The following is a 19,966-nucleotide window of genomic DNA, read 5'->3' as shown; positions in this document are numbered from 1 at the left end:
TAGGGGAAAATATCTATTATGCGGCTTTGCCGGCAAGTAGACGGCAGGATTTCTGAAAATGATAGCAAAGCTGACCCGAATTCTCTTCTCTACCCGCACGATGGGTACCCTCTTACTTCTTTATGCATTTTCTATGGCCATGGCCACTTTTGTAGAAAATGATTATGGTACGCCGGTGGCGAAAGCCTTGATTTATAACTGCTGGTGGTTCGAGCTGATCATGCTCATCCTCATTCTTAATTTCGTTGGAAATATTAAAAGATATCAGCTGATGTCTTTCAAGAAACTGCCACTGCTGGTCTTCCACCTGGCGTTTATCGTGATCTTTATTGGTGGTTTTGTAACGCGGTACATCAGCTTCGAAGGTTCCATGCATATCCGGGAGGGTGCATCAAGTGATGAGGTGGTTTCTGATGCCACTTTCTTCAAAATTCAAATCGGGCAAAATGATGATGCCCTGGCCTATGATGATGTGCCTGCTACCCTTATTTCCAACCGCATACCCTGGTATTTAAAGCCATTTAAAAAGACTTTTGCCGCGGAATATGATTACAAGGGTTCCAGAGTTAAAGTGAAAGTTGTAGACTTCTACGCAAGGGCACAGGATTCGCTTGTACTCAGTCCTGCGGGTAAGCCAACACTTCACCTGGTGGTGCTGGAAGAAGGCAAACGGGTCAATAAATATATTCAAAGTGGTGGTGTAAAGCTGATTGCAGGGATGGTGGTTAGTTATAATGCCCCGACGACCGGAGCAATTAATATTGCGGATGGCCGGGAAGGTTATACCATTACCTCACCTTATGAGGGTAATTACATGATTATGGCCACTCAGGAGCGGAAAACAGTGGCGCCCGACAGTCCCCAGCAATTTCACCTGCGGAGCCTTTACACCTATGGGGCCCTCGCTTTTGTGATACCTGAACCTGCACGAACTGGAAATATCATCAATTATGAAGGTGATAAACGCAGTCACGAGCATGACCTGGATCTGGTTAGGGTTGAAGTCACCACCCCCTCAGCTACAGATACGGTATCTATATATGGAGGTAGAGGTTTGACGAACTTCAATTATCAGGGCGCAGTAGGTGGATTGCCTATTGCCATGGGTTATGGTTCGAAAATATACAGAACGCCGTTTAGCCTGAAGCTTGTAGACTTCAAAATGGAAAAATATCCCGGAAGTAATAGCCCAGCAGCTTATTCTTCTGATATTATGATACAAGAGGGGCCAAATGAGCGTCCTTACAAGATATTCATGAACCATGTCCTTGATCAGGATGGCTATCGCTTCTTTCAGGCGAGCTTCGATCAGGATGAACTTGGTACCGTGCTTTCCGTAAATCACGATTATTGGGGCACCAACATCACCTATCTCGGCTACATCCTGCTTTTCGGCGGCTTGTTTGTCACACTGTTTTGGAAAGGAACACACTTTTCTAAACTAAACCAGCAGCTGAAGACAATCTCCCGTTCTAAAACGCTATTGGTGTTGTTGTTACTGATGCCAGGTGCATTAGCCCACGGGCAGGAGATCGATATGCATGGCAAGGATGGTACTCAGCATGACCATGCACACGATCATGGCGACGGTCATGATCATGATCACGGTCCGGACAGCGTGGTCAAAGCACCGGCAGCACCAGATCATAACCACATAGCAAGCCTGGAACGTATTCTGGCGGGTAAAATGGTCAATGGGAAGGACTTTGCAGCTGCTGTTAAGATTGATGCTACCCATGCGGATAGCTTCGGTAGCCTGCTGGTGCAGAACATCGACGGGCGTATTGAGCCTGTGAATACAATGGCGCTGGAGATACTTCGGAAATTGTACCACAAGGACAAGTTTCATGGGCTTAGTGCTAACCAGTTTTTCTTATCAATATCTACTTTGCCGTTCGACTGGGTAAATGTGCCGCTGATTAAGGTGGGCAGCAAAAGTGGACCTGGTTTACTTGCCACCGTTAAAGCAAATGCTGAAGGCTATACGACGATGGTGAACCTATTGGCACTGACACCTGATGGCAGCCTGGATTATAGCCTTAAGGCGGATTATTTAAAGGCATTTGCCAAGAAAGCTTCTGAACAGAATACGTACGACAAAGATGTCATCGACCTGAACGATAAACTGCAGGTGATGCAGCAACTGCTAAATGGGCAGTACCTCCGGATCTTTCCGGTAGCAGGAGATAAGAACAATACCTGGATTGTAGCACCTACACCGTCGGAAAACGCTTCAGCGGCGCAAAATCCGGCCACGCAGTACCTGATGAGCGTTTTACAAGCGAACAGAAACGGCGATTGGAATGCTGCTGAACAAAGTTTAACAGCATTGAAACAGGTGCAGACGGAATTAGGGAAAGCTGTGGTGCCGTCTTCGACCAAAATAGAGATGGAGCTGCGTTATAATTCCTGGAACATCTTCCTGAACCTAATGATCAGCTATGCTATTCTAGGAACTGTGATTCTCGCACTAGCCTTTGGCAGACTCTTCAAAGACTCGAAAGCGCTTTCTAAGACCGTGAATTTCGTCTTAGCCCTGATTAGTATTGCGGCTTTCCTGCAGATGTTCGGGCTTGGCGTACGCTGGTACATTTCCGGGCATGAGCCCTGGAGCAATGGCTATGAGGCGGTGATGTTCATCAGCTGGATCGGGGTGATGTCGGGCTTGTTACTATACCGCAACAGCAATGCCTTTATTCCTGCGGCAGGATGTTTAATCGCGGTGATCCTCATGGGGTTTGCACATGGTGGATCACAAATGAACCCGCAGATCACGCCACTCGTTCCGGTTCTCAAATCTTACTGGTTGATGATACATGTGGCCATTATCACGTCCAGTTATGGTTTCTTCGGCCTGAGTGCACTGCTGGGCACCGTGGTGCTCATCCTGTACATCATTGACCATAAAAAGATCAGTGCCAAAGTAAAAGCATCTATCGTGGAACTGACGATTGTGAATGAGATGTCGCTCACCGTGGGTATATTCTTGCTTACCGTCGGAACATTCCTCGGCGGTATCTGGGCCAACGAAAGTTGGGGGCGCTACTGGAGCTGGGATCCTAAAGAAACCTGGGCATTCATTTCGGTGATTGTATATGCGTTTGTACTGCACATCAGACTGATTCCTGGTTTACGCGGCAAATACTTGTTCAATCTACTTTCACTACTAGCCTTTTCGGTGATTATCATGACCTATTTTGGCGTGAACTATTACCTGAGTGGTCTGCACTCGTATGCACAGGGCGATCCAGTACCTATTCCAGCTTGGGTTTATATCACAGTTATTGTTGTGGCGATCATGGCGATTGTATCTTACCAGCGCTACAAGAACAGGCCAGTGAAGTAGGCTAGCCCATCGCTGTAGCAGCCATATGTGTGATTAGGTTACAATAACTTTAATTTAACGTTAAATAAGAGTCTTTTCTTTACGCCATGAGAAGAAGAGATTTTTTTAAAGGAGGCTCAGCGCTGATCGGTGCTTCACTTATTTCACCATCAGCAATTTTTGCTCAGGAACAGGAGCAAACAGCTTTGAATGCTGGTCAGGCCAGGAACATCATTTTCATGGTCAGTGACGGCATGAGCACCGGTACGTTGAATATGACGGACATGCTGCTGCGTAGAAAAGAAGGGCGTCCGAGCAACTGGATTTCACTCTATGAGCAGAACCAGGCTAAACGCGCATTCATGGATACCGCTTCCGCCAATTCACTGGTCACAGATTCCGCGGCGGCAAGTTCGTCCTGGGGCGGTGGCAAGCGGGTAAATAACGGATCGCTGAACACCAATCCCGATGGGTCGGAAAACACACCTATCTGGATGAAGTTTAAGGCGGCAGGGAAATCTGCAGGCTGTGTGACGACCGTGCCAATCACTCATGCTACGCCTGCGGGCTTCTGCGTAAGCAGCAAAGGTAGAAATGATCAGGCGGGTATCGCGTTGAAATACCTTTCTTCAGGCTTCGATGTTCTTTTAGGCGGTGGACTGGAATTCTTCAGTTCCTCACTTCGGGAGGATAAAGATGACGTGTTTAAAAAGTTTAGTGATGCCAGGTATGCTGTCCTGAAAGACAGAAACGACCTGCTGCAGGCAAATACTACCGGCAATAAACTACTTGGTGTTTTCAACGAGGACGGACTGCCATATACCCTGGACCGTGCGAATGATGCCAACTTACTTAAGAGCATTCCAACGCTAGCCGAGATGACTGCCACAGCCATTAAGAAGCTTAGCCAGAACCCTAAAGGCTTTGTCTTACAGGTGGAGGCAGGCAAGGTAGACTGGGCGGCACACGCGAATGATATTGGTGCATTACTTTATGATCAGGTGGCTTTTGATGACACCCTAAAGATTGTTCTGGACTTTGCAGCGAAGCATAAGGATACCCTGGTTGTTATTACAACCGATCATGGAAATGCGAATCCTGGACTGTTTTCCGGCGCTAAGGCAAACCAGAACTTCGACAGGATTCAGACTTTTAAGCACACCAATGAGTGGATCTTAAGTGGGGTTGATAAAAATACGAGTGCATCAACTTTAATGGAGAAGATTGTGGAGGCACAAGGTTATGCAATCACTAAGGAAGAAGCTTCTGCAGTACTCAAACATTACCAGACCCTGGACGAAAAAGGCATTTACAATCCGAGAAAACTTCCCTACCGTGAGCTCGCACAACTGCAAACCGCCTATACTTCTGTGGGTTGGGGTTCAATGGATCATTCCGCAGATTATGTAGAATTGGCAATGCTTGGCCCGGGAGCTGAACTTTTAAATCCATTTGTACGCAACTTCGAACTGCATAACCTGATGCTAAAGGCTGCAGGTCTTACTGTAGATCGCGCATAACAGTTTACATGGAGCGTTTTACAAGCGTAGTCACTGGTAAATCGGGATGGTTTCTTTAACGTTTATAGAGAAATCATCTTAATTTCTTTAGTACGCATAATCGTTAACATTTACATGATATGCTATTAATGTCTGCTGCGTAATTTGTTAAAAAGCACGGACATGAACATTATCGTATATCAGAACCGGGATCTGGAATTCCATAGTATTCAGCTTGCAAACTACCCGACCGCTAACTTTTTCAGGAAATGCGAAAGATGCGGATTGAAGGTGTTTTGCATCATTGAAGGCGGTGTTGCCGGATTTATTTCTTTCGCTGACCGGGTGCAAAAGGTTTAGCAGACTTTGCTCCTGATCTTTTTTTCGCTTGTCCCGGAGGAACTTTACCGCTATTACCTGCGGTTCTTGTCGTATAACATGAACTGGTGATCATCAATGCCGATATTGCGAGTATTAGGAATCTTGTTTTCATGCTGTTTGCTTTCAGGCCTTAAATATAGATCAATTTGCGTTCATGCGGGCTCGCATCAGCATATTTAAAAACAAAGGGACCATGATCTGTGATCATAGCCCCTTTATCTAAATTAACGCTCTCAGATATATAGCGTAGAAATGCCAGTTATATTGTGTGACCTGAAATTTATTTTTGATAATTACCAAACAGCTTGATCATCTTGTCGGGGCTGTTGGTGATGATGCCATCCACCTTTAGCTCGCCTAAAGCAATCATATCTTTTTCTTCATCTACGGTCCAGGGGAGGATTTTCATCTTCAAGGCATGTGCTTTAGCGACCATTTCTGCATCTACCGAAGTATAGTATGGACTATAGATGTCGGGACTGAAGCCTAGTCTTTCCAGGTCATCCGCTAAGCCACCTTTTCCTGTGAAAAGGGGCGATTGTTTCAGCTTCTTTTCATCTTCAGCAGACAATCCCTGGGTTCTTAGTTTGGCTAAGGCATCTTGCTTTCCAAACGTTAGCAGTGAAAGTTTAACCGAGGGCTCGGTTTTATGGAGGATCTGCAGTGTACGGACATCAAACGACTGGATGATTACCCTATCCTTGATCGACTTTGAATTGATCACAGCCATCATCGTATTGACAAAAACCTCTGGTGATGGGTTATATAGACCATCGCCGGCAGGTGATATTTTAGTTTCGATATTGTAGTAAACGGGTTTAAGCTTATTTGTCTTCACATAGGCTTCAACACTGTCTATCAAGTCCTCCAACAGCGGTTTATGGGTTTTCATTTTCAACTGATCTGGAAAACGTGGGTGTGGTTTGCTGCCGGCATCGAAGCGGCTGATGCTGTCATAGGTCATTTTATACAGCGCAATATTTCGCTCTTCTTCCTTTTTAATATCACTGCCGTCGGGCTTACGCATGAAGTCGGAAGACATATAGGCATCATGGGAAACAACGACTTTCCCGTCGCCGGAAATGACTACGTCCAGTTCCAGGGTTTTGACGCCCAGTTTTACCGCATGGAGCATCGCAGGGATTGTATTTTCAGGCATTAAGGCCATGCCTCCACGATGCGCTTGTACATCGATTTTCTGTTGTCCGAAGACGCCACCTGAACATAGTAGTCCTGTGGCGAGTAGTAGGGTTAGGTTCTTTTTCACACCGCTAAACTAACATGCCCAATTTTGAATGCCGTTAAGGCAATATTAAGCTTTTTGTATTTGGTGGCAAATGCCTCAAGATGTCTAGTCAGGACTTTTCAAAGGTCTTCTTGACCATACGCATAAATAGGCCTTCAGGAAGAAGTCTTCTCACCTTAGCAAAAAGCCTGATGTCTTTACCCGCCAGGTATCTAAGCTTGTTGCGGTTATCGGTCGCAGCCTGATAAATGACTTCCGCTATCAGTCTTGGATCTGCTCCGGAATGCTCGTTACTTTTCTTAACGTTCTGCAACACTGTCCGCTGGTAAGTGCCGTAATCCGGATAGTCGGTGACATCTGTAATGCGCATGGAATGGAAGAAGTTGCTTTTTATAGCGCCCGGGAGTACAATTTTTAACTTGATTCCAATTGCTGCAAGCTCATAATACAGGGACTCAGAGAAACCTTCCAGTGCAAACTTGGTCGAGTCATAGAGGCTCTGCATGGGAATTGGAATGATACCTACACCCGAGGATATGTTGATGATCATGCCCTGCTTTTTTGCTCTGAAGTGTGGCAGTATTGCTTTGATCGTTCGCATGACCCCGAAGACGTTGGTGTCAAATTGTTGCTGTATTAAAGCTGGATCTGCGGCTTCAAAAGCGCCGAGCACACCTATGCCGGCATTGTTCAGCAAAACATCGATGCTCCCGAAGTAAGCAATACCTGCTTTGATTGCTTTTTCAACAGAACCGACATCGGTCACATCCATTCGCTGCACATAAATACCCGGTAGAGCACTAAGATCGCGGCCTTTGTCGGGATCTCTCATGGTTGCAACTACATTGAACCCTCGTTCAGCAAACAATAAGGCGGCGGCTTTTCCAACACCGGAAGAGCAGCCAGTGATTAAGATTGTTCTTTTCATTTTTGTTTGGCTAGGCGGTTTCTGATTCTACTCAGTGATTGGGGCGTAATCTTCAAGTAGGAGGCAATATACTGCTGCGGTACTTGTTGGGCCAACTGCGGATACCGTTGCAGAAATGCAGCATATTTAGTTTTTGCATCTCCAAAGTTCAGGAAGTCGTTGTCCTTAATGCCATTTAATAAGGTCATCTCCGCAAGCGTCTTGGAGAAAATAAACAGGTTGGGGATTTGTTCGTACTGTCTTTCGAATACCGAAAATGGAATGGTGTAGATTTCCGTAGGTATGACCGCCTGAACTGCATCGAAGGTCGGTTGGCCTGAATAGTAGCTTTCGAGGTTTGCAAAGAACTGGTTCTCCCGGATAAAACATTTGGTGACCTCATTTCCGTTGTTGTCCACACCATAGACCCGGAGGGCACCTTGCTGGATGAATACAATCTCCTTCACGATCGTACGGAACTCCTGTACATATTCTTCAGCCTTGAGCGTCCGCCGTTTAAAAAGCATACTGAGTTGATCAATGTTGCTCTCTGAAAGAAGCCCTCCAAAGGCTAATGCTGTTTTAAGCTTGTTCATGCCATGCCATTTTCGTGTTCTTAAAGTACAAATGTATTGGCCTGTACTAAGTCAGCAGTTACCATTTGGTAAAAAAGCGTATCGTGATTAAATAAACTTCTTGAAAATTACGATGCCATTGTGCCCGCCAAAGCCGAAAGTATTGCTCATGGCGGCAGATGAGAAATCGAAGTTCGTTTATCATCTTACCAAGAAGGGGATAGACCTGGTGCCTGTGCTGGTTGAGATCGGCCTTTGGGGATCTTTGTATAATCCACCGGGATTGGATCAACCGCTGATAGAACAGCTTCAGCGTGATAAGGCGGGCACGATCAGCAGGATACAGGAAAGATTGATGGCTAAGTTGAACGAGGTTCAGCATGCCTCAAATGAAAAAGAGTGACCTGAATAGATCACTCTTTCCGTTGAAGGTTCTTAAGTTTTATTTACGCAGTTTCTGAATAAGTAATTCCGGTTCATTGGTGGTAATCAGGCTGATTCCCTCGCTGATAAGCCAGTCCATATCTTTTTCGTCATTTACCGTCCATACATTGGTGATCAGCTTTTTACTTTTTGCCTCCTTGATCCAGCTTGGGTTCTTCTTCAGTATGCTATAATGATAGTCAAAACCGTGTATACCGTCTGCCAGCAGTTCATCAGGTGTTTTGTCGCCATTGAGGTACTGAACTGTCGCTTTCGGAGCAATCTTGGTGATCTCTTTGCAGATGTCGTAGTCGAAGCTGATGTAATCTACCTTTGGAGCAGCTTTAAGCGCATTTACCATAGCCACTACTTTGCGGGTCAAAGCAATGCCCCGTTCTTTACTTACAGCGGAAGGTTTAATTTCCAGTACCAGTCTTGTCTTCTTTTGCTTGATACCTTCCTTCAGATAAGCCTCCAAGGTAGGCAAGGTCTCACCATTGGAAAGTTTTACGGCAGACAGCTGCTTTGCTGAAGTTCTTTCTATCGGTAAGCCCTGGATGTCCGCATCGTGATTAACAAAGAGCACGGAATCTGCAGACATATGGACATCGAATTCTGAGCCTTCACAGCCCATCTTTATCGCTTCCTTTAGCGCAGCAATGGAATTTTCAGGAGCGCCGGTATGCTTCCAGGCACCTCGGTGTGCAACAACCTTTGTCTGTGCAAAAGATGCGGTTGATAAGGCCAGTTGTGCGAGTATTCCAAGTGTTAAAAGTCGTTTCATAGTATGCTATATTTTAGAACTGCAAATATGAATAAAGTTTGGGGCATGCATGTTAAGGTAAAGTGAACGTTACTTGCTGTTTATGTTACAGAATAGTGCATGCTGCCATCCACGGTTCAATTTACAATGCTTTAAAGGCGGCATTACAATTGCAACACGATCTGCAGGCATATAAGCAACTGACGCGTTGTTAGAGATCATTTTTGCCCCGATGTATCTACCATGGATTCCAACCTGCAAAATGATCTTTTAGAATTTAAAACCTGGTACTTGTCCAGGATCGAGGATATGGACAAGGTGATCAAGGCCGCACAGGATGATCCTATACATGATGAGGAAGCACTTGCTCAACTTCGAAAAGCTAAGTTGATTTTGATCGAGCAATCTGCAAGAAAGGTCATTGATGTCTATGCCCGGTACGGTTTTTACCCAGATCTTTAGCATTCTACATCAGAACTGTTCCTCGGTAAGCTCTTTATTCAACACGGCACCGGCAAGATTGCCACTGTATACAGCATTTGCAATGGAACGTAGCATTCCCGAGTTATCACCACAAGCATAAATACCGGGCACGGTCGTAGCCTGCATGTTATTCACTTTAAGGAAACCTTGCTCGGTAAGTTCACAGCCCAGCGCTACTGGGATGTCTGAACTTTGAACAAACTCGGGTGCTGCATAGACGGCACCGAATGTTTTTTCCCCGCCATCTTTGAAGCTTAAGTGTTTCACATGTCCATTTTCATGCACGATTTCGGCAAGCTCTTCCTCAATAATCTCGATATGTTGACGGTTCAAGCGCTCCCGTTCTGTCTCGCTGAAATTTGCTTTCCCCATGGCCAATATGCTGACTTCCTTGCTTAGATTGCTCACGAGGGAGGCCAGGTGAAAAGCTCTGGGGCCGTTCGCCAAAATTGCGGTCTTCTGATTCCGGAATTCATAGCCATGGCAGTAAGGGCAATGCACTACCGAAATACCCCAACAAGCGGCAAAACCTGGAATCTCTGGCATAATATCCTTTATGCCTGATGCAAACAGCAGTTTCTGACTGTTAAACTCGGCGCCTTGCTGGGTGCTGATCACAAAGCCGTTTTCTGTTTTGCTTCCGCTTACCGCCAGGTCATCGATCCATTCCAGGGTCTCATATTTTAATACCTCCTGTCTTGCCTTTTCAGCAATTGCGCCAGGCGCTTCGCCATCTTGCGTAAGGAAGTTATGGGCATGCGGTGTTTGCCGGTTGCAGCGCATGCCGCTATCAATGATCAAGACGTGCCTCAATGATCTTCCTAAAGCTAAAGCTGCAGACAAACCCGCATAACTTCCGCCAATAATGATTACTTCATAGTTCTTGCTGCTTTTCATATGCAATGTTTTAAAAATATGTGGAACAGGTACCCGTTATTTTCTTAGACCGGTTTGGCAAAGTTAATTAGTCTTGCTATTATTGCAACTAAATCGCAATAATTATTACAACATAGTCGCAATAAGATGAAACGTAGGAATACACCAACCAAGGAAGCGGTGATCGCTGTGCTTAGTGCAAGTAACCGGGCGATGAGTCAGGAAGCAATAGAGCAGAAGATAGAGATCGAGATTGATCGCGCTACCGTCTACCGCGCCTTAAACCAGTTTTGCGAAGACGGCATTGTACACAAGGTTGTAGCTGATGATGGCAGGCAGTATTTCGCCATGTGCAAGAAATGTGACCAGCAAGCCTTACCTGAAAACCATTTCCATTTCCGCTGCATAAAGTGTCAGACGATCGAATGTTTGCGGGAGATGGTTCAGTTTTCTGTTCCCGAAACCTACCAGGTGGAGAAATTCAACTGTGTGCTTGTGGGAACATGCGGAAACTGCGCCTGATGATCCACAACTTTATGTTCAGGGTTTTGTTGTTCATAAGTTACCTTAAAGAACAATATGGATCTAAACATTCCCCAAAGGCCATTCTACGTGAAAACCATGTGTGTATTGGTCAGTCTTATCGCATTTGGTTACCTGGTGATCATTGCTAAAGATATTTTATCTCCGCTGATTTTCTCTTGTCTATTCTCCATCCTGCTCCTGCCGATGGCTGCCTTTTTTGAACGAAAGCTAAAGCTGCCCCGAAGCGCGGCATCCATGATTTCTGTCGTGTTAATGCTTACTGCGGTATGCTTGGTCTTATACGTTATCGGTTCGCAGCTAAGCAGGCTTGCAAGTGACTGGCCGCAATTTAAGGAGCAGCTCGCCGTAACCCTGAACGACCTTCAAACCTGGATAGAATCCAGGTTTGATATAGACGCAGCTAAGCAGTTAAATTATGTACACTCTGCAACTACAAAAGCACTAGCCTCCAGCTCTATGGTGGTTGGGGCAACAGTTCTATCACTTTCTTCCATACTGCTGTTCCTGGTGTTTACCTTTATTTACACCTTTTTCTTCCTGCTTTATAGAAGCCTCATTATGCGTTTCCTTGTCTCCGTCTTTCTGGAGGAGAATAAATCCTTGGTGCATGATATTATCGAACAGGTGCAATACATCATCCGCAAATACATCATTGGATTGCTGATCCAAATGGGGGTTATCGCCTTAGCGGTAAGCCTGACTTTCTGGGCACTGGGCATCAAGTATGCTTTTTTGCTTGGGCTGATTACCGGAATTCTAAACATCATTCCTTATATCGGAATATTTATAGCTATCGTACTTAGCACTTTAATCACTTTTGCCACTGCAACGGTGCTAAGTAAAGTCCTGCTCGTCGTAATTGCACTTGTGGTGATACATCTCATCGACAGCAATATTTTACTTCCGGTTGTTGTGGGATCAAAGGTGAGAATCAATGCATTAATAACGGTGCTTGGTGTGATCATAGGGGAAATGATCTGGGGAATATCAGGGATGTTCCTGTCCATCCCAGTCATTGCTGTATTGAAGATCATCTTCGACCGGATAGAAAGCATGAAACCTTGGGGCATAATCCTGGGGGATGAGGAGCAAAAGCAGAACCGGCTTGCGGAGCGCCTTAAGGTTACGCGCGGTAGCGAAAAAGTTATGAAAGTATAATTGCTATTGGCTTGAACCTGCCTTGCAGGGGTATCTGCAAGGCCTTGATCCGGCAGCAGGGCGGCCAAGGGCGTATCGACCCCGGGTAGAGGGCGGCTTGAGGGCGGGTCAACCCCAAAGCATCTCCCTTTCAGGGTATAACCAGTATGCTAGCGCAGTCCTTGCAGGAGCATTGAATTCAAAAAAAAGCCGCCAAATTTCGTTATGGCGGCTTTAAGTATAAAATGGAAACGCTATTATGGTAACAATACCTGATCAATTACATGAATCACACCATTCGTGGTTACCAGGTCTGCAGGGGAGATGGTAGCAGCACTCGCATTTTTAGCACCCTTCACTTTTGCACCACCATTTAAAGTAATGGTCACATTAGCGCCGTTTACCGTAGCGGGTGAACTATTGTCTACCAGATCCGTTGAGAATACACGACCTGCAACAACATGGTAGGTTAAAATGCTGGTCAATGCAGCAGGATCAGCTGCTTGTATCGCAGCAACATTAGCAAAACCTGCATCCATAAAGGCCTGATTCGTTGGTGCAAATACCGTAAACGGACCATCGCCAGAAAGTACGTTAGCTACATTCGTCGGGCCCTGACTTGCTCTCAACACCGCGGCAACTAAAAAGCTGAAGTTTGGATTGCCCTGTGCAACTTCAACAATGTTACCACTTGGTGGCATCAATACTTTGTTAATTACATGGATAATGCCGTTTGTTGCCATGATGTCGGCCTGAGTCACGGTTGCGCCGTTGATAAAAACTCCTCTATCGGTCTTGGTTACATAAAGATCAAGGTCAGCTGCGGATTTAACAGCAGTGTTTGCTGTAGCCGGGATTGTTGAGGCCGGAATAGACGCGCTGGCAACATGGTATAACAGGATCTTCTTCAAGGTTTCTTTGGGTAGCGCATTGATCTTGGCTTCCGTATCCAGGCCAACGGCAGCGAATGCCTCATTGGTAGGCGCAAACACCGTAAACGGCCCGTTGCCGGATAAGGTTGCTACCAGGTCCGCGTGTTTAACAGCGGCCTCCAAAAGTGAAAAGTCGTTATCACCAACTACGATCTCGACAATGTTTTGATCGGAAATTACCGGCATTTCATCATCATCTTTTTTACACGAGGTGGCGATGCTGATTACAGCTAAAGCAAACACCATCGCGGTCTTTTTTAAAGCAGAAATTGTTTTCATAATTTAGTTTTTTAATGAACCATTAGTGTAGCATGTGGAACAATTTAGATGCCATAAAGTATATTATTATACTAATTTTTATGTAAGCTAAGCCCTTTAAGATGTGATGCTTAACACATAACCATTAATTATGTAGTATATAGTGCAGTTAAGCACTATTTGCACTAGATTTGTATATACCTAAAGATGATGTATAAACTATTAAATCAATTGGTACTTCTGGTTGAAGCGTACGAAAAGACCGCCAGTACTTCTGAGCAGGATGTAGCGTTATTCGGACGCTGGCTTTTCTCGCGGATCGAAGCGGAGCGCTTAGCCAGCCAACCTGAACCCGAATGGTCAGGCAAGAGCAAGGGCCGCAGCCCGGAAAGTGTAATCAACACCTCTTTGGTGCACCTGTATCGCTATGCCAGGTTACATGCAAAAGCCGCTATTTCAAACTCGAATTTCGCTACCCCGGACGAGTTAATCTATCTGATCAACCTTAGGGCATTTGGCAATATGACGAAAACCGCTTTGATACGTCTTAATGTGCATGAAAAGTCTGCAGGTATCCAGATTATCAATCGATTAATCATGAATGAAATGGTTGAACAATCTCCGGGTGATCAGGACAAACGCAACAAAATCATCAGCATCACTGCGAAAGGCATTGAAGCACTTGAAAATAGTATGGATAAATTCCGACAGGCAAGTGTCGATGTCGTGGGTGATATCACGGAGCACGAAAAGTTTGAGTTGATCAGAATTCTAACCAAGCTGGAAAACTATCATCTAAACAAGTCTAAGGACCTATTGATCTAAGGTCGGCACAACATGGTCCGTTACTGCAGCCTTGGTTCCTGTTAAACTTGTATGTTTGTAAGCCATGAATCAACAGCTAAGAAGCCACATTGAAAAAGTTGTGCCGCTTACAGACGAGGAGTTTGCATTTGTTGCCAAACATTTCTTGCCTAAGCGATATAAAAAGCACCAGTTTTTGGTACAGCAAGGCGAGTTTGTGCACTTCAACTACTATGTGGTGTCTGGCCTGACGAAGTTGGTTTATTTAGACGAGACCGGTAAAGAACACATTCTGGCCTTCGCCATGGAAGATTGGTGGGACAATGATTTCCAGGCATATTACACCCAGTCGCCAGCAACATTATCGCTGGTTTGCCTCGAAGATACCGAAGTCCTTTGCCTTTCTTTGGAGAACTATCGCGCACTATGTGCCGGATTGCCCAAGATCGAGCATTTCTTCCTTGAAAAAACAATCTATGGTTTCCTTGCTGCACAGCGACGCATCCTTTCGCTCTTGACCTCCAGTGCGCAGAAAAGGTATGAGCAGTTAGTCCGGCAGCATCCTGCATTACTGCAGCGGGTTCCGAAAACGCAATTGGCAGCTTACCTCGGCGTTTCACGGGAGACCTTAAGCCGTCTTAGTTTATAATGATATTTGGGCACAAGAGTAGTAGAGGTCGATAAATTGTGTTAATTTCCTGAAATCATTCTGACTGAAGCAACTATACTGCAGGTAAGGACAACCGCTATCTGAAAAGCAGAGCTTTTATAAGATCAGCTGAATGACTATTAGAGTAAACGAGTTAAAGAATTATAGCGCTTGAAAACTGTCTGGACCAGACGTACTTTTATCAAAAGTGGAATCTTTTTATCAACGGCAGCGCTCTTGCTTGATGCGTTCTGGATAGAGAAGTTTTTTATAGAAACGAACCGGTTTACCCTGAAATCCAAGGCTAGATCGAGTTTGGGATTGAAGTTCATTCAAATCTCTGACCTTCACCTTAAGTCTGTAAACAGCCAGTTGAAACGGCTGGCCAAACAAATCAATGCCCAAAATCCTGACCTCATTTTCCTGACGGGAGATGCTGTAGAAAGTAACGAGCAATTACCTGTGCTGGAGGCGTTTTTAGGGCTTCTCCGCCATGACATCCAGAAAGTTGCAATCTTAGGAAATTGGGAATATTGGGGTAACGTTAACCTCTCCGATCTTCAGACACTATACATGAAACATAACTGCGATCTCCTGGTTAATCAGGCCAGGCAGTACCAGATAAGGGGCAATCAAGTCCTGATAACTGGAGTGGACGATTTTATCGGTGGAAATGCCAGCATCAGCCTTGCCATGCAAGAATACAAAGCCAGCGATTGCCACATCATCCTCAATCATTGCCCACAGTACGCGGAAAGTATTTCCAATGAACTGGCACCCGAAATGGCTCCAAATGCAATTATCTCCGGGCACACCCATGGCGGCCAAATTAACCTGTTTGGGTATATTCCTTTTTTGCCCAGAGGTAGTGGCAAATACATCAAAGGATGGTACACCGTCGGAGACATTGATCTTTACGTATCTAAAGGACTTGGCACAAGTTTGTTGCCGATCAGATTTGGTTCCAGGGCAGAAATTGCTGTATTCGAGGCCTAGTACTACGAATCAAGTTCTGGTTCCGGACCGCGCAGCGGCCGGTTAACGTTATGAGTAAGCTTTACGGGCCTGCCTTCTTTGGCCGACTGATAGATCGCTTCCATCAGGACATGGTCCTGCAGGCCTTCTTCGCCGGGTGTAAACGGTCGTTTATCCTTTAGGATGCAATCAGAGAAGTGGTCCATTTCCGCAGCAAACTGATTCGTCTCTGCTAGCCCGATCTCTTCCTGACGTTCCATCTTGCCTTCCGCGCGGGCTGTAGTCAGTTTCTGCCCTTTGTACGCATAAGCTTTGTCCATATTCAGCCAACCTTTTTCACACATCACGCGATACCGTCGGCTTTCGTGCACATTGTAGTCCGTAGAAGAACTCGCAATCACACCGCTAGGGAAGCGCATCTGCCAGCTCATCAACTCTTCCACTTCAGTAAACAAAGGATTACCTGGTGTGCTATACTGATAGGCGAACACTTCTATTGGTTCCTCACCTAAAATAAACCGGTTCGTGTTAAGGCAGTAAAGTCCAATATCGGGTAGCGCACCGCCACCTGCAAGTGCTTTTTTATGTCGCCAGTGTGCCGGATTTGCACTGCTCTGCGAGTTGCAGGCTTCAATGAGCTTCGGCACGCCAAAGGTTTTGTTCTGCACCAGTTCCCGGAGTTTTCTGTTGTGTGGTTGGTATTGAATCCGATAAGCGACCATGAGTTTAACCTTCGCACGATCACACGCTGCGATCATCTCTTCGCATTCCTTAGAAGAAATGGCCATTGGTTTTTCACACAAGATGTGTTTACCTGCTTTTGCACCGCGAACCACATAATCCTTGTGCAGGGCATTGGGCAGCACAATGTATATCACGTCCACCTCCGGATTGTTCTTCAACTGGTCATAAGTTTCGTAGCTATAGCAATTCTGGGGCTTGATTCCGTATTGGGCGGCCACTTTCTTCATCTTCTCCGGACTGCCACTTACCAGCGCCACCAACTTGGATTTTTCACAACTTCCCAGGGCAGGCAGGATCTCCTCCAGCGCCAGATGTCCCAAGCCAACGACGGCATAACCGATCCGGCGCTCTGGGGCAATGGTGTAGGGGTAGCACCCGACTGCTGGTCTACATCCGATTTCCAGGCTTCCAGCACAATAGGATCTTCTACACCAACCGGGATTTTTGCAGGGGGGGAAACGGCCCGCGGGCGGGTTTGTGCCAGCACATTCTGATGTAACAATCCGTTAGCCGCCAATGTACCCGCTACCCCCAGGGCGACAGTTCTTCCAGTTAGCGTTAAAAAGTCTTTTCGTGATAGGTGGTCCGCATCCATGTCGATTGATTTGCTCTGATGATAAGCAACAGCGGCAAAGCAATTCTGTTTAAAGTTTCAGAAGAAACCTGGATCAGATTCCACTGACTCGTACTCGCGGTATACTTTAACGAAATCATCCAGTTCGGCGGAGGCATATTTTTCAATTTCGCGCTCTAGGTGCCCATACATTTTTGCATAGTGTGGTCCGCTGGCGTGAAAACAAACGGCATCTTTGATAATTCCTGACTTTAAGCCAAGTTTCTGTTCAAAGCAAATGGACAGAAAGCCGTCTTCCCCATTTTTCATGCTCAAATCTGCAAGCAGGAATTTCAGGCGGATCTTTCTAAAATCCTGTTTTCTGAAGCAGGTACACCAGCCCCCAGTAGGGCCTTGCTGAATAACTTTGTCATTCCTAACCACCTCAGTATAATGTTCCGGTCCTGGCTTGGCACCGTTGGTGAACTCATCTTGTATCACGTTAAGCCCTACAAATCCAAAATCAGGAAAGCTTTTCATGTAGTCAATGAAAATGGTATCAAGGTGTTTTGGGAAAGATAGTACGTCATCATCAACCACCACCATATGATCTCCTTTTGCGTACAGGAACAAGCGCTTATAAGCCTTTAGTCCACGGTTTTTCCGGCGGTGGATGATCCGAAGCATTGGATGATGTTTGTACTTGTCAAGTACTGCGCTGGTTTCATCGGTAGATCCATTATTCATGACGATGATTTCGCAGTCATTCGTATTGTCAATAGCGGGAATTAAAGATTCGAGGCATTTATCCAGAAATTTGTACCTGTTCCAGGTTAGAATGAGAAAGCTGATTTTCAAGGGATGAACGTTTGGTGTGCAAAAGTAGGAATTTTTATGTTACCTCCCGAACGGGACTCCAAAACAAAGCCCATGGTTATCTGTTCATTACCAGATTCTAAACAAAGCCATATGGAAAACAAAGCAGATAAACTGTTCGATGAACAGGACAACAATCAAAGTGAAAACAGTGAAATTAAAGGATCTAATACCGTGAAAGATCCTGATGAATGGACCACCGGCAACGAACCTATGACCGGCGCCCAACAATCTTATTTGAAAACACTTTCTGACGAAGCTGGGGAACCATTTGATGAGACCTTAAGTAAATCCGAAGCCTCTAAAAGGATTGATGAGCTTCAACATAAAACAGGTAGGGGACTGGACAGCAATCAAAAGCACTAAGCTATGCAGCAGCAGCTGATCGTAGCCGTTTTCGGTTAATGATCAAGGTTGCTACCAACAGATTCGGCAGCCAGCACATCCAGGCGATGATCTGGTACGCTAAGATGAAATCCATGTGCAGCACAGCTTGGGAGAATGGCAGCCACAACCGCAAGGTCACTGCAGCAAAGCTGAGCGCATAGTTGCGAATCATCCAGTTCTGATGTTCCTGGACATTCCTGTTTAAAATAGATGTATATGCCTTGATGTTGCTGAAAAACCAGGCTATAGCAAGGCCAGCAAAGCCTAATATGCTAATCAGGCCACCAGTAGCAAACATTGCAATGCCAAAACCGGAGACACTGCTCAGCAAAACGGAAGTGATATATAGTTTTCCGACGCTACGATGTGTCTGCAGATGGCGCGAGCGGAACTTTTCACTGAATTGTGACCAGCCACTTAACAGGGCGATACCTCCGAAAACAACATGGGTATAGAAGACGGCCAGGTACAGCGTGCTCTGCTGCAGTTCTGCCGGTTTACCACTCAGGAACCCTGCCGCCCGGAACCCGGCAGACAGGTAAAACAGGGGGTAAATCCCAACAACAACGGCTAGAAACGCAACGAGGGTCCAGCTTAATTTTCTTGGTGTCATATCAGTAATATGGTATATGCGTGCTTTTTAGATGCAGAAGATGCTGCGCTGTTACAAGAAAGACTATTTGGAATATGATCATCATAATCTCAATTCCTATATATATTTTGCGCCCAAATAAATAGAATAATATGGCTTCAGGTTTTTTTGCAATTTTAGATGATATAGCAGCCTTGATGGATGATGTTGCGGTAACCGCAAAACTCGCCACCAGGAAAACAGCAGGTATCCTTGGTGATGACTTAGCGGTAAACGCGGAGAAAGCAACAGGCTTCCTCGCATCCAGAGAAATACCAGTGCTTTGGGCTATCACCAAAGGTTCCTTTCTCAATAAGCTTATTATTGTCCCCATTGCTTTATTGCTCAATGCATTTTTTCCAATTGCAATCAAATTCATACTCATTCTAGGTGGCTTTTATTTGGCTTATGAAGGCGTGGAAAAGATTATTGAGTTCTTCTTCCATAGAAAAAAGCCGACCCATGAAGCGGTTAAAGAAGTTGAGTTAACTGGCCCGGCTGCGGAAAAGGCGAAGGTGAAATCTGCCGTGATGACAGACTTTATCCTCTCCGTCGAAATTGTGATCATTGCTTTAGGTACTGTTCTGGAAGAAACACTGCCTATCCAAATCCTGACCGTCTCGGTTGTGGCATTACTTGCCACCGTTGGTGTTTACGGAATCGTAGCGCTTATCGTTAGAATGGATGATGCAGGTTACTCACTTATAAAGGGATCTGGTGACAAAGGCTTTGTGTCTACGCTAGGGCACTTGCTTGTTAAAGCATTACCTATCATAATCAGAATCCTCGCTGTAGTAGGTACCATCGCATTGATTATGGTGGCAGGCGGTATTTTTGTCCACAACATCGAATATGTACACCATTTATATCCTAAAGTACCCTCGACGTTAAAGGAGCTTGCATACGGCCTGGTTGGCGGATTAATTGCTGTTATCGTCATCACTGGTGCAAAGAAATTGATCAGTGCATTCAAATAAGTGTTCCTGAGCAAACAAA

General features: G+C 45.5%; 22 protein-coding genes. 12 read left to right on the top strand and 10 right to left on the bottom strand.

Annotated features, from left to right (window positions below; translation table 11 throughout):
- Positions 1 to 58 precede the first annotated feature (58 nt).
- The 3 genes from ccsB to ACTHQF_RS03245 all read left to right on the top strand — a co-directional run bounded on the left by ccsB (position 59) and on the right by ACTHQF_RS03245 (position 5,184).
- Complete coding sequence (gene ccsB / locus ACTHQF_RS03255; protein ID WP_440428417.1) at positions 59 to 3,346, top strand: c-type cytochrome biogenesis protein CcsB; 3,288 nt, start codon at positions 59 to 61, stop codon at positions 3,344 to 3,346.
- An 86-nt stretch (positions 3,347 to 3,432) separates the two neighbouring features.
- Complete coding sequence (locus ACTHQF_RS03250) at positions 3,433 to 4,845, top strand: alkaline phosphatase (RefSeq protein WP_440428416.1); 1,413 nt, start codon at positions 3,433 to 3,435, stop codon at positions 4,843 to 4,845.
- 162 nt (positions 4,846 to 5,007) lie between these two features.
- On the top strand, positions 5,008 to 5,184 hold the full coding sequence (locus tag ACTHQF_RS03245) for a hypothetical protein (protein ID WP_440428415.1): 177 nt from the start codon (positions 5,008 to 5,010) through the stop codon (positions 5,182 to 5,184).
- Between the two features lie 301 nt (positions 5,185 to 5,485).
- Here ACTHQF_RS03245 and ACTHQF_RS03240 read toward each other — a convergent pair whose 3' ends face one another.
- The 3 genes from ACTHQF_RS03240 to ACTHQF_RS03230 form a co-directional block, all read right to left on the bottom strand.
- On the bottom strand, positions 5,486 to 6,472 hold the full coding sequence (locus tag ACTHQF_RS03240; protein ID WP_440428414.1) for a glycerophosphodiester phosphodiesterase family protein: 987 nt from the start codon (positions 6,470 to 6,472) through the stop codon (positions 5,486 to 5,488).
- Between the two features lie 88 nt (positions 6,473 to 6,560).
- Positions 6,561 to 7,379, bottom strand: a complete 819-nt coding sequence (locus ACTHQF_RS03235) for an SDR family oxidoreductase (RefSeq protein ID WP_440428413.1) — start codon at positions 7,377 to 7,379, stop codon at positions 6,561 to 6,563.
- Complete coding sequence (locus ACTHQF_RS03230; RefSeq protein WP_440428412.1) at positions 7,376 to 7,954, bottom strand: Crp/Fnr family transcriptional regulator; 579 nt, start codon at positions 7,952 to 7,954, stop codon at positions 7,376 to 7,378. Before ACTHQF_RS03230 ends, ACTHQF_RS03235 begins: the two co-directional genes overlap by 4 nt.
- 100 nt (positions 7,955 to 8,054) lie before the next feature.
- Here ACTHQF_RS03230 and ACTHQF_RS03225 point away from each other — a divergent pair, with 100 nt between their 5' ends.
- Positions 8,055 to 8,336: a hypothetical protein gene (locus tag ACTHQF_RS03225; RefSeq protein WP_440428411.1), complete on the top strand. Its 282-nt coding sequence runs from the start codon at positions 8,055 to 8,057 to the stop codon at positions 8,334 to 8,336.
- Between the two features lie 39 nt (positions 8,337 to 8,375).
- Here the strand turns inward: ACTHQF_RS03225 and ACTHQF_RS03220 are convergent, their stop codons facing one another.
- Positions 8,376 to 9,140: a glycerophosphodiester phosphodiesterase gene (locus ACTHQF_RS03220; protein ID WP_440428410.1), complete on the bottom strand. Its 765-nt coding sequence runs from the start codon at positions 9,138 to 9,140 to the stop codon at positions 8,376 to 8,378.
- Positions 9,141 to 9,362: 222 nt separating this feature from the next.
- On the opposite strand from ACTHQF_RS03220, the gene ACTHQF_RS03215 reads away from it, so the two are divergent.
- Positions 9,363 to 9,581, top strand: coding sequence for a hypothetical protein (locus tag ACTHQF_RS03215; RefSeq protein ID WP_440428409.1), 219 nt, complete (start codon positions 9,363 to 9,365; stop codon positions 9,579 to 9,581).
- Positions 9,582 to 9,590: 9 nt separating this feature from the next.
- Here the strand turns inward: ACTHQF_RS03215 and ACTHQF_RS03210 are convergent, their stop codons facing one another.
- Positions 9,591 to 10,499 carry an NAD(P)/FAD-dependent oxidoreductase gene (locus ACTHQF_RS03210; protein ID WP_440428408.1) on the bottom strand — a complete coding sequence of 303 codons (909 nt, stop codon included), beginning with the start codon at positions 10,497 to 10,499 and terminating at the stop codon, positions 9,591 to 9,593.
- 126 nt (positions 10,500 to 10,625) lie between these two features.
- Here ACTHQF_RS03210 and ACTHQF_RS03205 point away from each other — a divergent pair, with 126 nt between their 5' ends.
- Positions 10,626 to 11,000: a Fur family transcriptional regulator gene (locus tag ACTHQF_RS03205; protein ID WP_440428407.1), complete on the top strand. Its 375-nt coding sequence runs from the start codon at positions 10,626 to 10,628 to the stop codon at positions 10,998 to 11,000.
- A gap of 57 nt (positions 11,001 to 11,057) precedes the next feature.
- Positions 11,058 to 12,182, top strand: coding sequence for an AI-2E family transporter (locus tag ACTHQF_RS03200; protein WP_440428406.1), 1,125 nt, complete (start codon positions 11,058 to 11,060; stop codon positions 12,180 to 12,182).
- Between the two features lie 236 nt (positions 12,183 to 12,418).
- Here ACTHQF_RS03200 and ACTHQF_RS03195 read toward each other — a convergent pair whose 3' ends face one another.
- The gene (locus ACTHQF_RS03195) at positions 12,419 to 13,372 is read right to left on the bottom strand and encodes a fasciclin domain-containing protein (RefSeq protein ID WP_440428405.1); all 954 of its coding nucleotides are present in this window, start codon (positions 13,370 to 13,372) and stop codon (positions 12,419 to 12,421) included.
- 186 nt (positions 13,373 to 13,558) lie between these two features.
- Between ACTHQF_RS03195 and ACTHQF_RS03190 the strand changes: the two genes are divergently transcribed.
- From ACTHQF_RS03190 to ACTHQF_RS03180, 3 genes are all read left to right on the top strand, one after another.
- On the top strand, positions 13,559 to 14,176 hold the full coding sequence (locus tag ACTHQF_RS03190) for a MarR family winged helix-turn-helix transcriptional regulator (RefSeq protein ID WP_440428404.1): 618 nt from the start codon (positions 13,559 to 13,561) through the stop codon (positions 14,174 to 14,176).
- A gap of 64 nt (positions 14,177 to 14,240) precedes the next feature.
- Complete coding sequence (locus tag ACTHQF_RS03185; protein ID WP_440428403.1) at positions 14,241 to 14,804, top strand: Crp/Fnr family transcriptional regulator; 564 nt, start codon at positions 14,241 to 14,243, stop codon at positions 14,802 to 14,804.
- Between the two features lie 171 nt (positions 14,805 to 14,975).
- Positions 14,976 to 15,800, top strand: a complete 825-nt coding sequence (locus ACTHQF_RS03180) for a metallophosphoesterase (RefSeq protein WP_440428402.1) — start codon at positions 14,976 to 14,978, stop codon at positions 15,798 to 15,800.
- A 2-nt stretch (positions 15,801 to 15,802) separates the two neighbouring features.
- Here ACTHQF_RS03180 and ACTHQF_RS03175 read toward each other — a convergent pair whose 3' ends face one another.
- From ACTHQF_RS03175 to ACTHQF_RS03165, 3 genes are read right to left on the bottom strand one after another with little or no spacing between them, the layout of a single operon-like run.
- Positions 15,803 to 16,843, bottom strand: a complete 1,041-nt coding sequence (locus tag ACTHQF_RS03175) for a Gfo/Idh/MocA family protein (RefSeq protein ID WP_440428401.1) — start codon at positions 16,841 to 16,843, stop codon at positions 15,803 to 15,805.
- Positions 16,768 to 17,118, bottom strand: a complete 351-nt coding sequence (locus ACTHQF_RS03170; RefSeq protein ID WP_440428400.1) for a hypothetical protein — start codon at positions 17,116 to 17,118, stop codon at positions 16,768 to 16,770. The genes ACTHQF_RS03175 and ACTHQF_RS03170 overlap by 76 nt, the downstream gene beginning before the upstream one ends.
- Positions 17,119 to 17,175: 57 nt before the next feature.
- On the bottom strand, positions 17,176 to 17,934 hold the full coding sequence (locus tag ACTHQF_RS03165; protein ID WP_440428399.1) for a glycosyltransferase family 2 protein: 759 nt from the start codon (positions 17,932 to 17,934) through the stop codon (positions 17,176 to 17,178).
- 111 nt (positions 17,935 to 18,045) lie between these two features.
- Between ACTHQF_RS03165 and ACTHQF_RS03160 the strand changes: the two genes are divergently transcribed.
- Entirely contained in the window at positions 18,046 to 18,318 is a 273-nt protein-coding gene (locus ACTHQF_RS03160; protein WP_440428398.1) for a DUF3072 domain-containing protein, read from the top strand.
- A 1-nt stretch (position 18,319) separates the two neighbouring features.
- Here ACTHQF_RS03160 and ACTHQF_RS03155 read toward each other — a convergent pair whose 3' ends face one another.
- Positions 18,320 to 18,952, bottom strand: coding sequence for a DUF2306 domain-containing protein (locus tag ACTHQF_RS03155; RefSeq protein WP_440428397.1), 633 nt, complete (start codon positions 18,950 to 18,952; stop codon positions 18,320 to 18,322).
- Positions 18,953 to 19,083: 131 nt separating this feature from the next.
- Between ACTHQF_RS03155 and ACTHQF_RS03150 the strand changes: the two genes are divergently transcribed.
- On the top strand, positions 19,084 to 19,947 hold the full coding sequence (locus ACTHQF_RS03150; protein WP_440428396.1) for a DUF808 domain-containing protein: 864 nt from the start codon (positions 19,084 to 19,086) through the stop codon (positions 19,945 to 19,947).
- Positions 19,948 to 19,966: the final 19 nt, after the last annotated feature.

It is taken from the genome of Pedobacter sp. SAFR-022, from assembly GCF_051965375.1.
Lineage (GTDB): Bacteria > Bacteroidota > Bacteroidia > Sphingobacteriales > Sphingobacteriaceae > Pedobacter.
Note: the sequence above shows the minus strand (reverse complement) of the source record. Positions and strands in the feature narration are given on the sequence as shown.

What these genes read in the sequence shown, in the direction of transcription:
- ACTHQF_RS03245 (WP_440428415.1), top strand. Translation starts at nt 5,008, where the DNA reads ATGAACATTATCGTATATCAGAACCGGGATCTGGAATTCCATAGTATT.
- ACTHQF_RS03205 (WP_440428407.1), top strand. Translation starts at nt 10,626, where the DNA reads ATGAAACGTAGGAATACACCAACCAAGGAAGCGGTGATCGCTGTGCTT.
- ACTHQF_RS03155 (WP_440428397.1), bottom strand. Translation starts at nt 18,952, where the DNA reads ATGACACCAAGAAAATTAAGCTGGACCCTCGTTGCGTTTCTAGCCGTT.
- ACTHQF_RS03195 (WP_440428405.1), bottom strand. Translation starts at nt 13,372, where the DNA reads ATGAAAACAATTTCTGCTTTAAAAAAGACCGCGATGGTGTTTGCTTTA.
- ccsB (WP_440428417.1), top strand. Translation starts at nt 59, where the DNA reads ATGATAGCAAAGCTGACCCGAATTCTCTTCTCTACCCGCACGATGGGT.
- ACTHQF_RS03235 (WP_440428413.1), bottom strand. Translation starts at nt 7,379, where the DNA reads ATGAAAAGAACAATCTTAATCACTGGCTGCTCTTCCGGTGTTGGAAAA.
- ACTHQF_RS03230 (WP_440428412.1), bottom strand. Translation starts at nt 7,954, where the DNA reads ATGAACAAGCTTAAAACAGCATTAGCCTTTGGAGGGCTTCTTTCAGAG.
- ACTHQF_RS03185 (WP_440428403.1), top strand. Translation starts at nt 14,241, where the DNA reads ATGAATCAACAGCTAAGAAGCCACATTGAAAAAGTTGTGCCGCTTACA.
- ACTHQF_RS03210 (WP_440428408.1), bottom strand. Translation starts at nt 10,499, where the DNA reads ATGAAAAGCAGCAAGAACTATGAAGTAATCATTATTGGCGGAAGTTAT.
- ACTHQF_RS03150 (WP_440428396.1), top strand. Translation starts at nt 19,084, where the DNA reads ATGGCTTCAGGTTTTTTTGCAATTTTAGATGATATAGCAGCCTTGATG.
- ACTHQF_RS03190 (WP_440428404.1), top strand. Translation starts at nt 13,559, where the DNA reads ATGATGTATAAACTATTAAATCAATTGGTACTTCTGGTTGAAGCGTAC.
- ACTHQF_RS03200 (WP_440428406.1), top strand. Translation starts at nt 11,058, where the DNA reads ATGGATCTAAACATTCCCCAAAGGCCATTCTACGTGAAAACCATGTGT.
- ACTHQF_RS03220 (WP_440428410.1), bottom strand. Translation starts at nt 9,140, where the DNA reads ATGAAACGACTTTTAACACTTGGAATACTCGCACAACTGGCCTTATCA.
- ACTHQF_RS03170 (WP_440428400.1), bottom strand. Translation starts at nt 17,118, where the DNA reads ATGGATGCGGACCACCTATCACGAAAAGACTTTTTAACGCTAACTGGA.
- ACTHQF_RS03215 (WP_440428409.1), top strand. Translation starts at nt 9,363, where the DNA reads ATGGATTCCAACCTGCAAAATGATCTTTTAGAATTTAAAACCTGGTAC.
- ACTHQF_RS03250 (WP_440428416.1), top strand. Translation starts at nt 3,433, where the DNA reads ATGAGAAGAAGAGATTTTTTTAAAGGAGGCTCAGCGCTGATCGGTGCT.
- ACTHQF_RS03160 (WP_440428398.1), top strand. Translation starts at nt 18,046, where the DNA reads ATGGAAAACAAAGCAGATAAACTGTTCGATGAACAGGACAACAATCAA.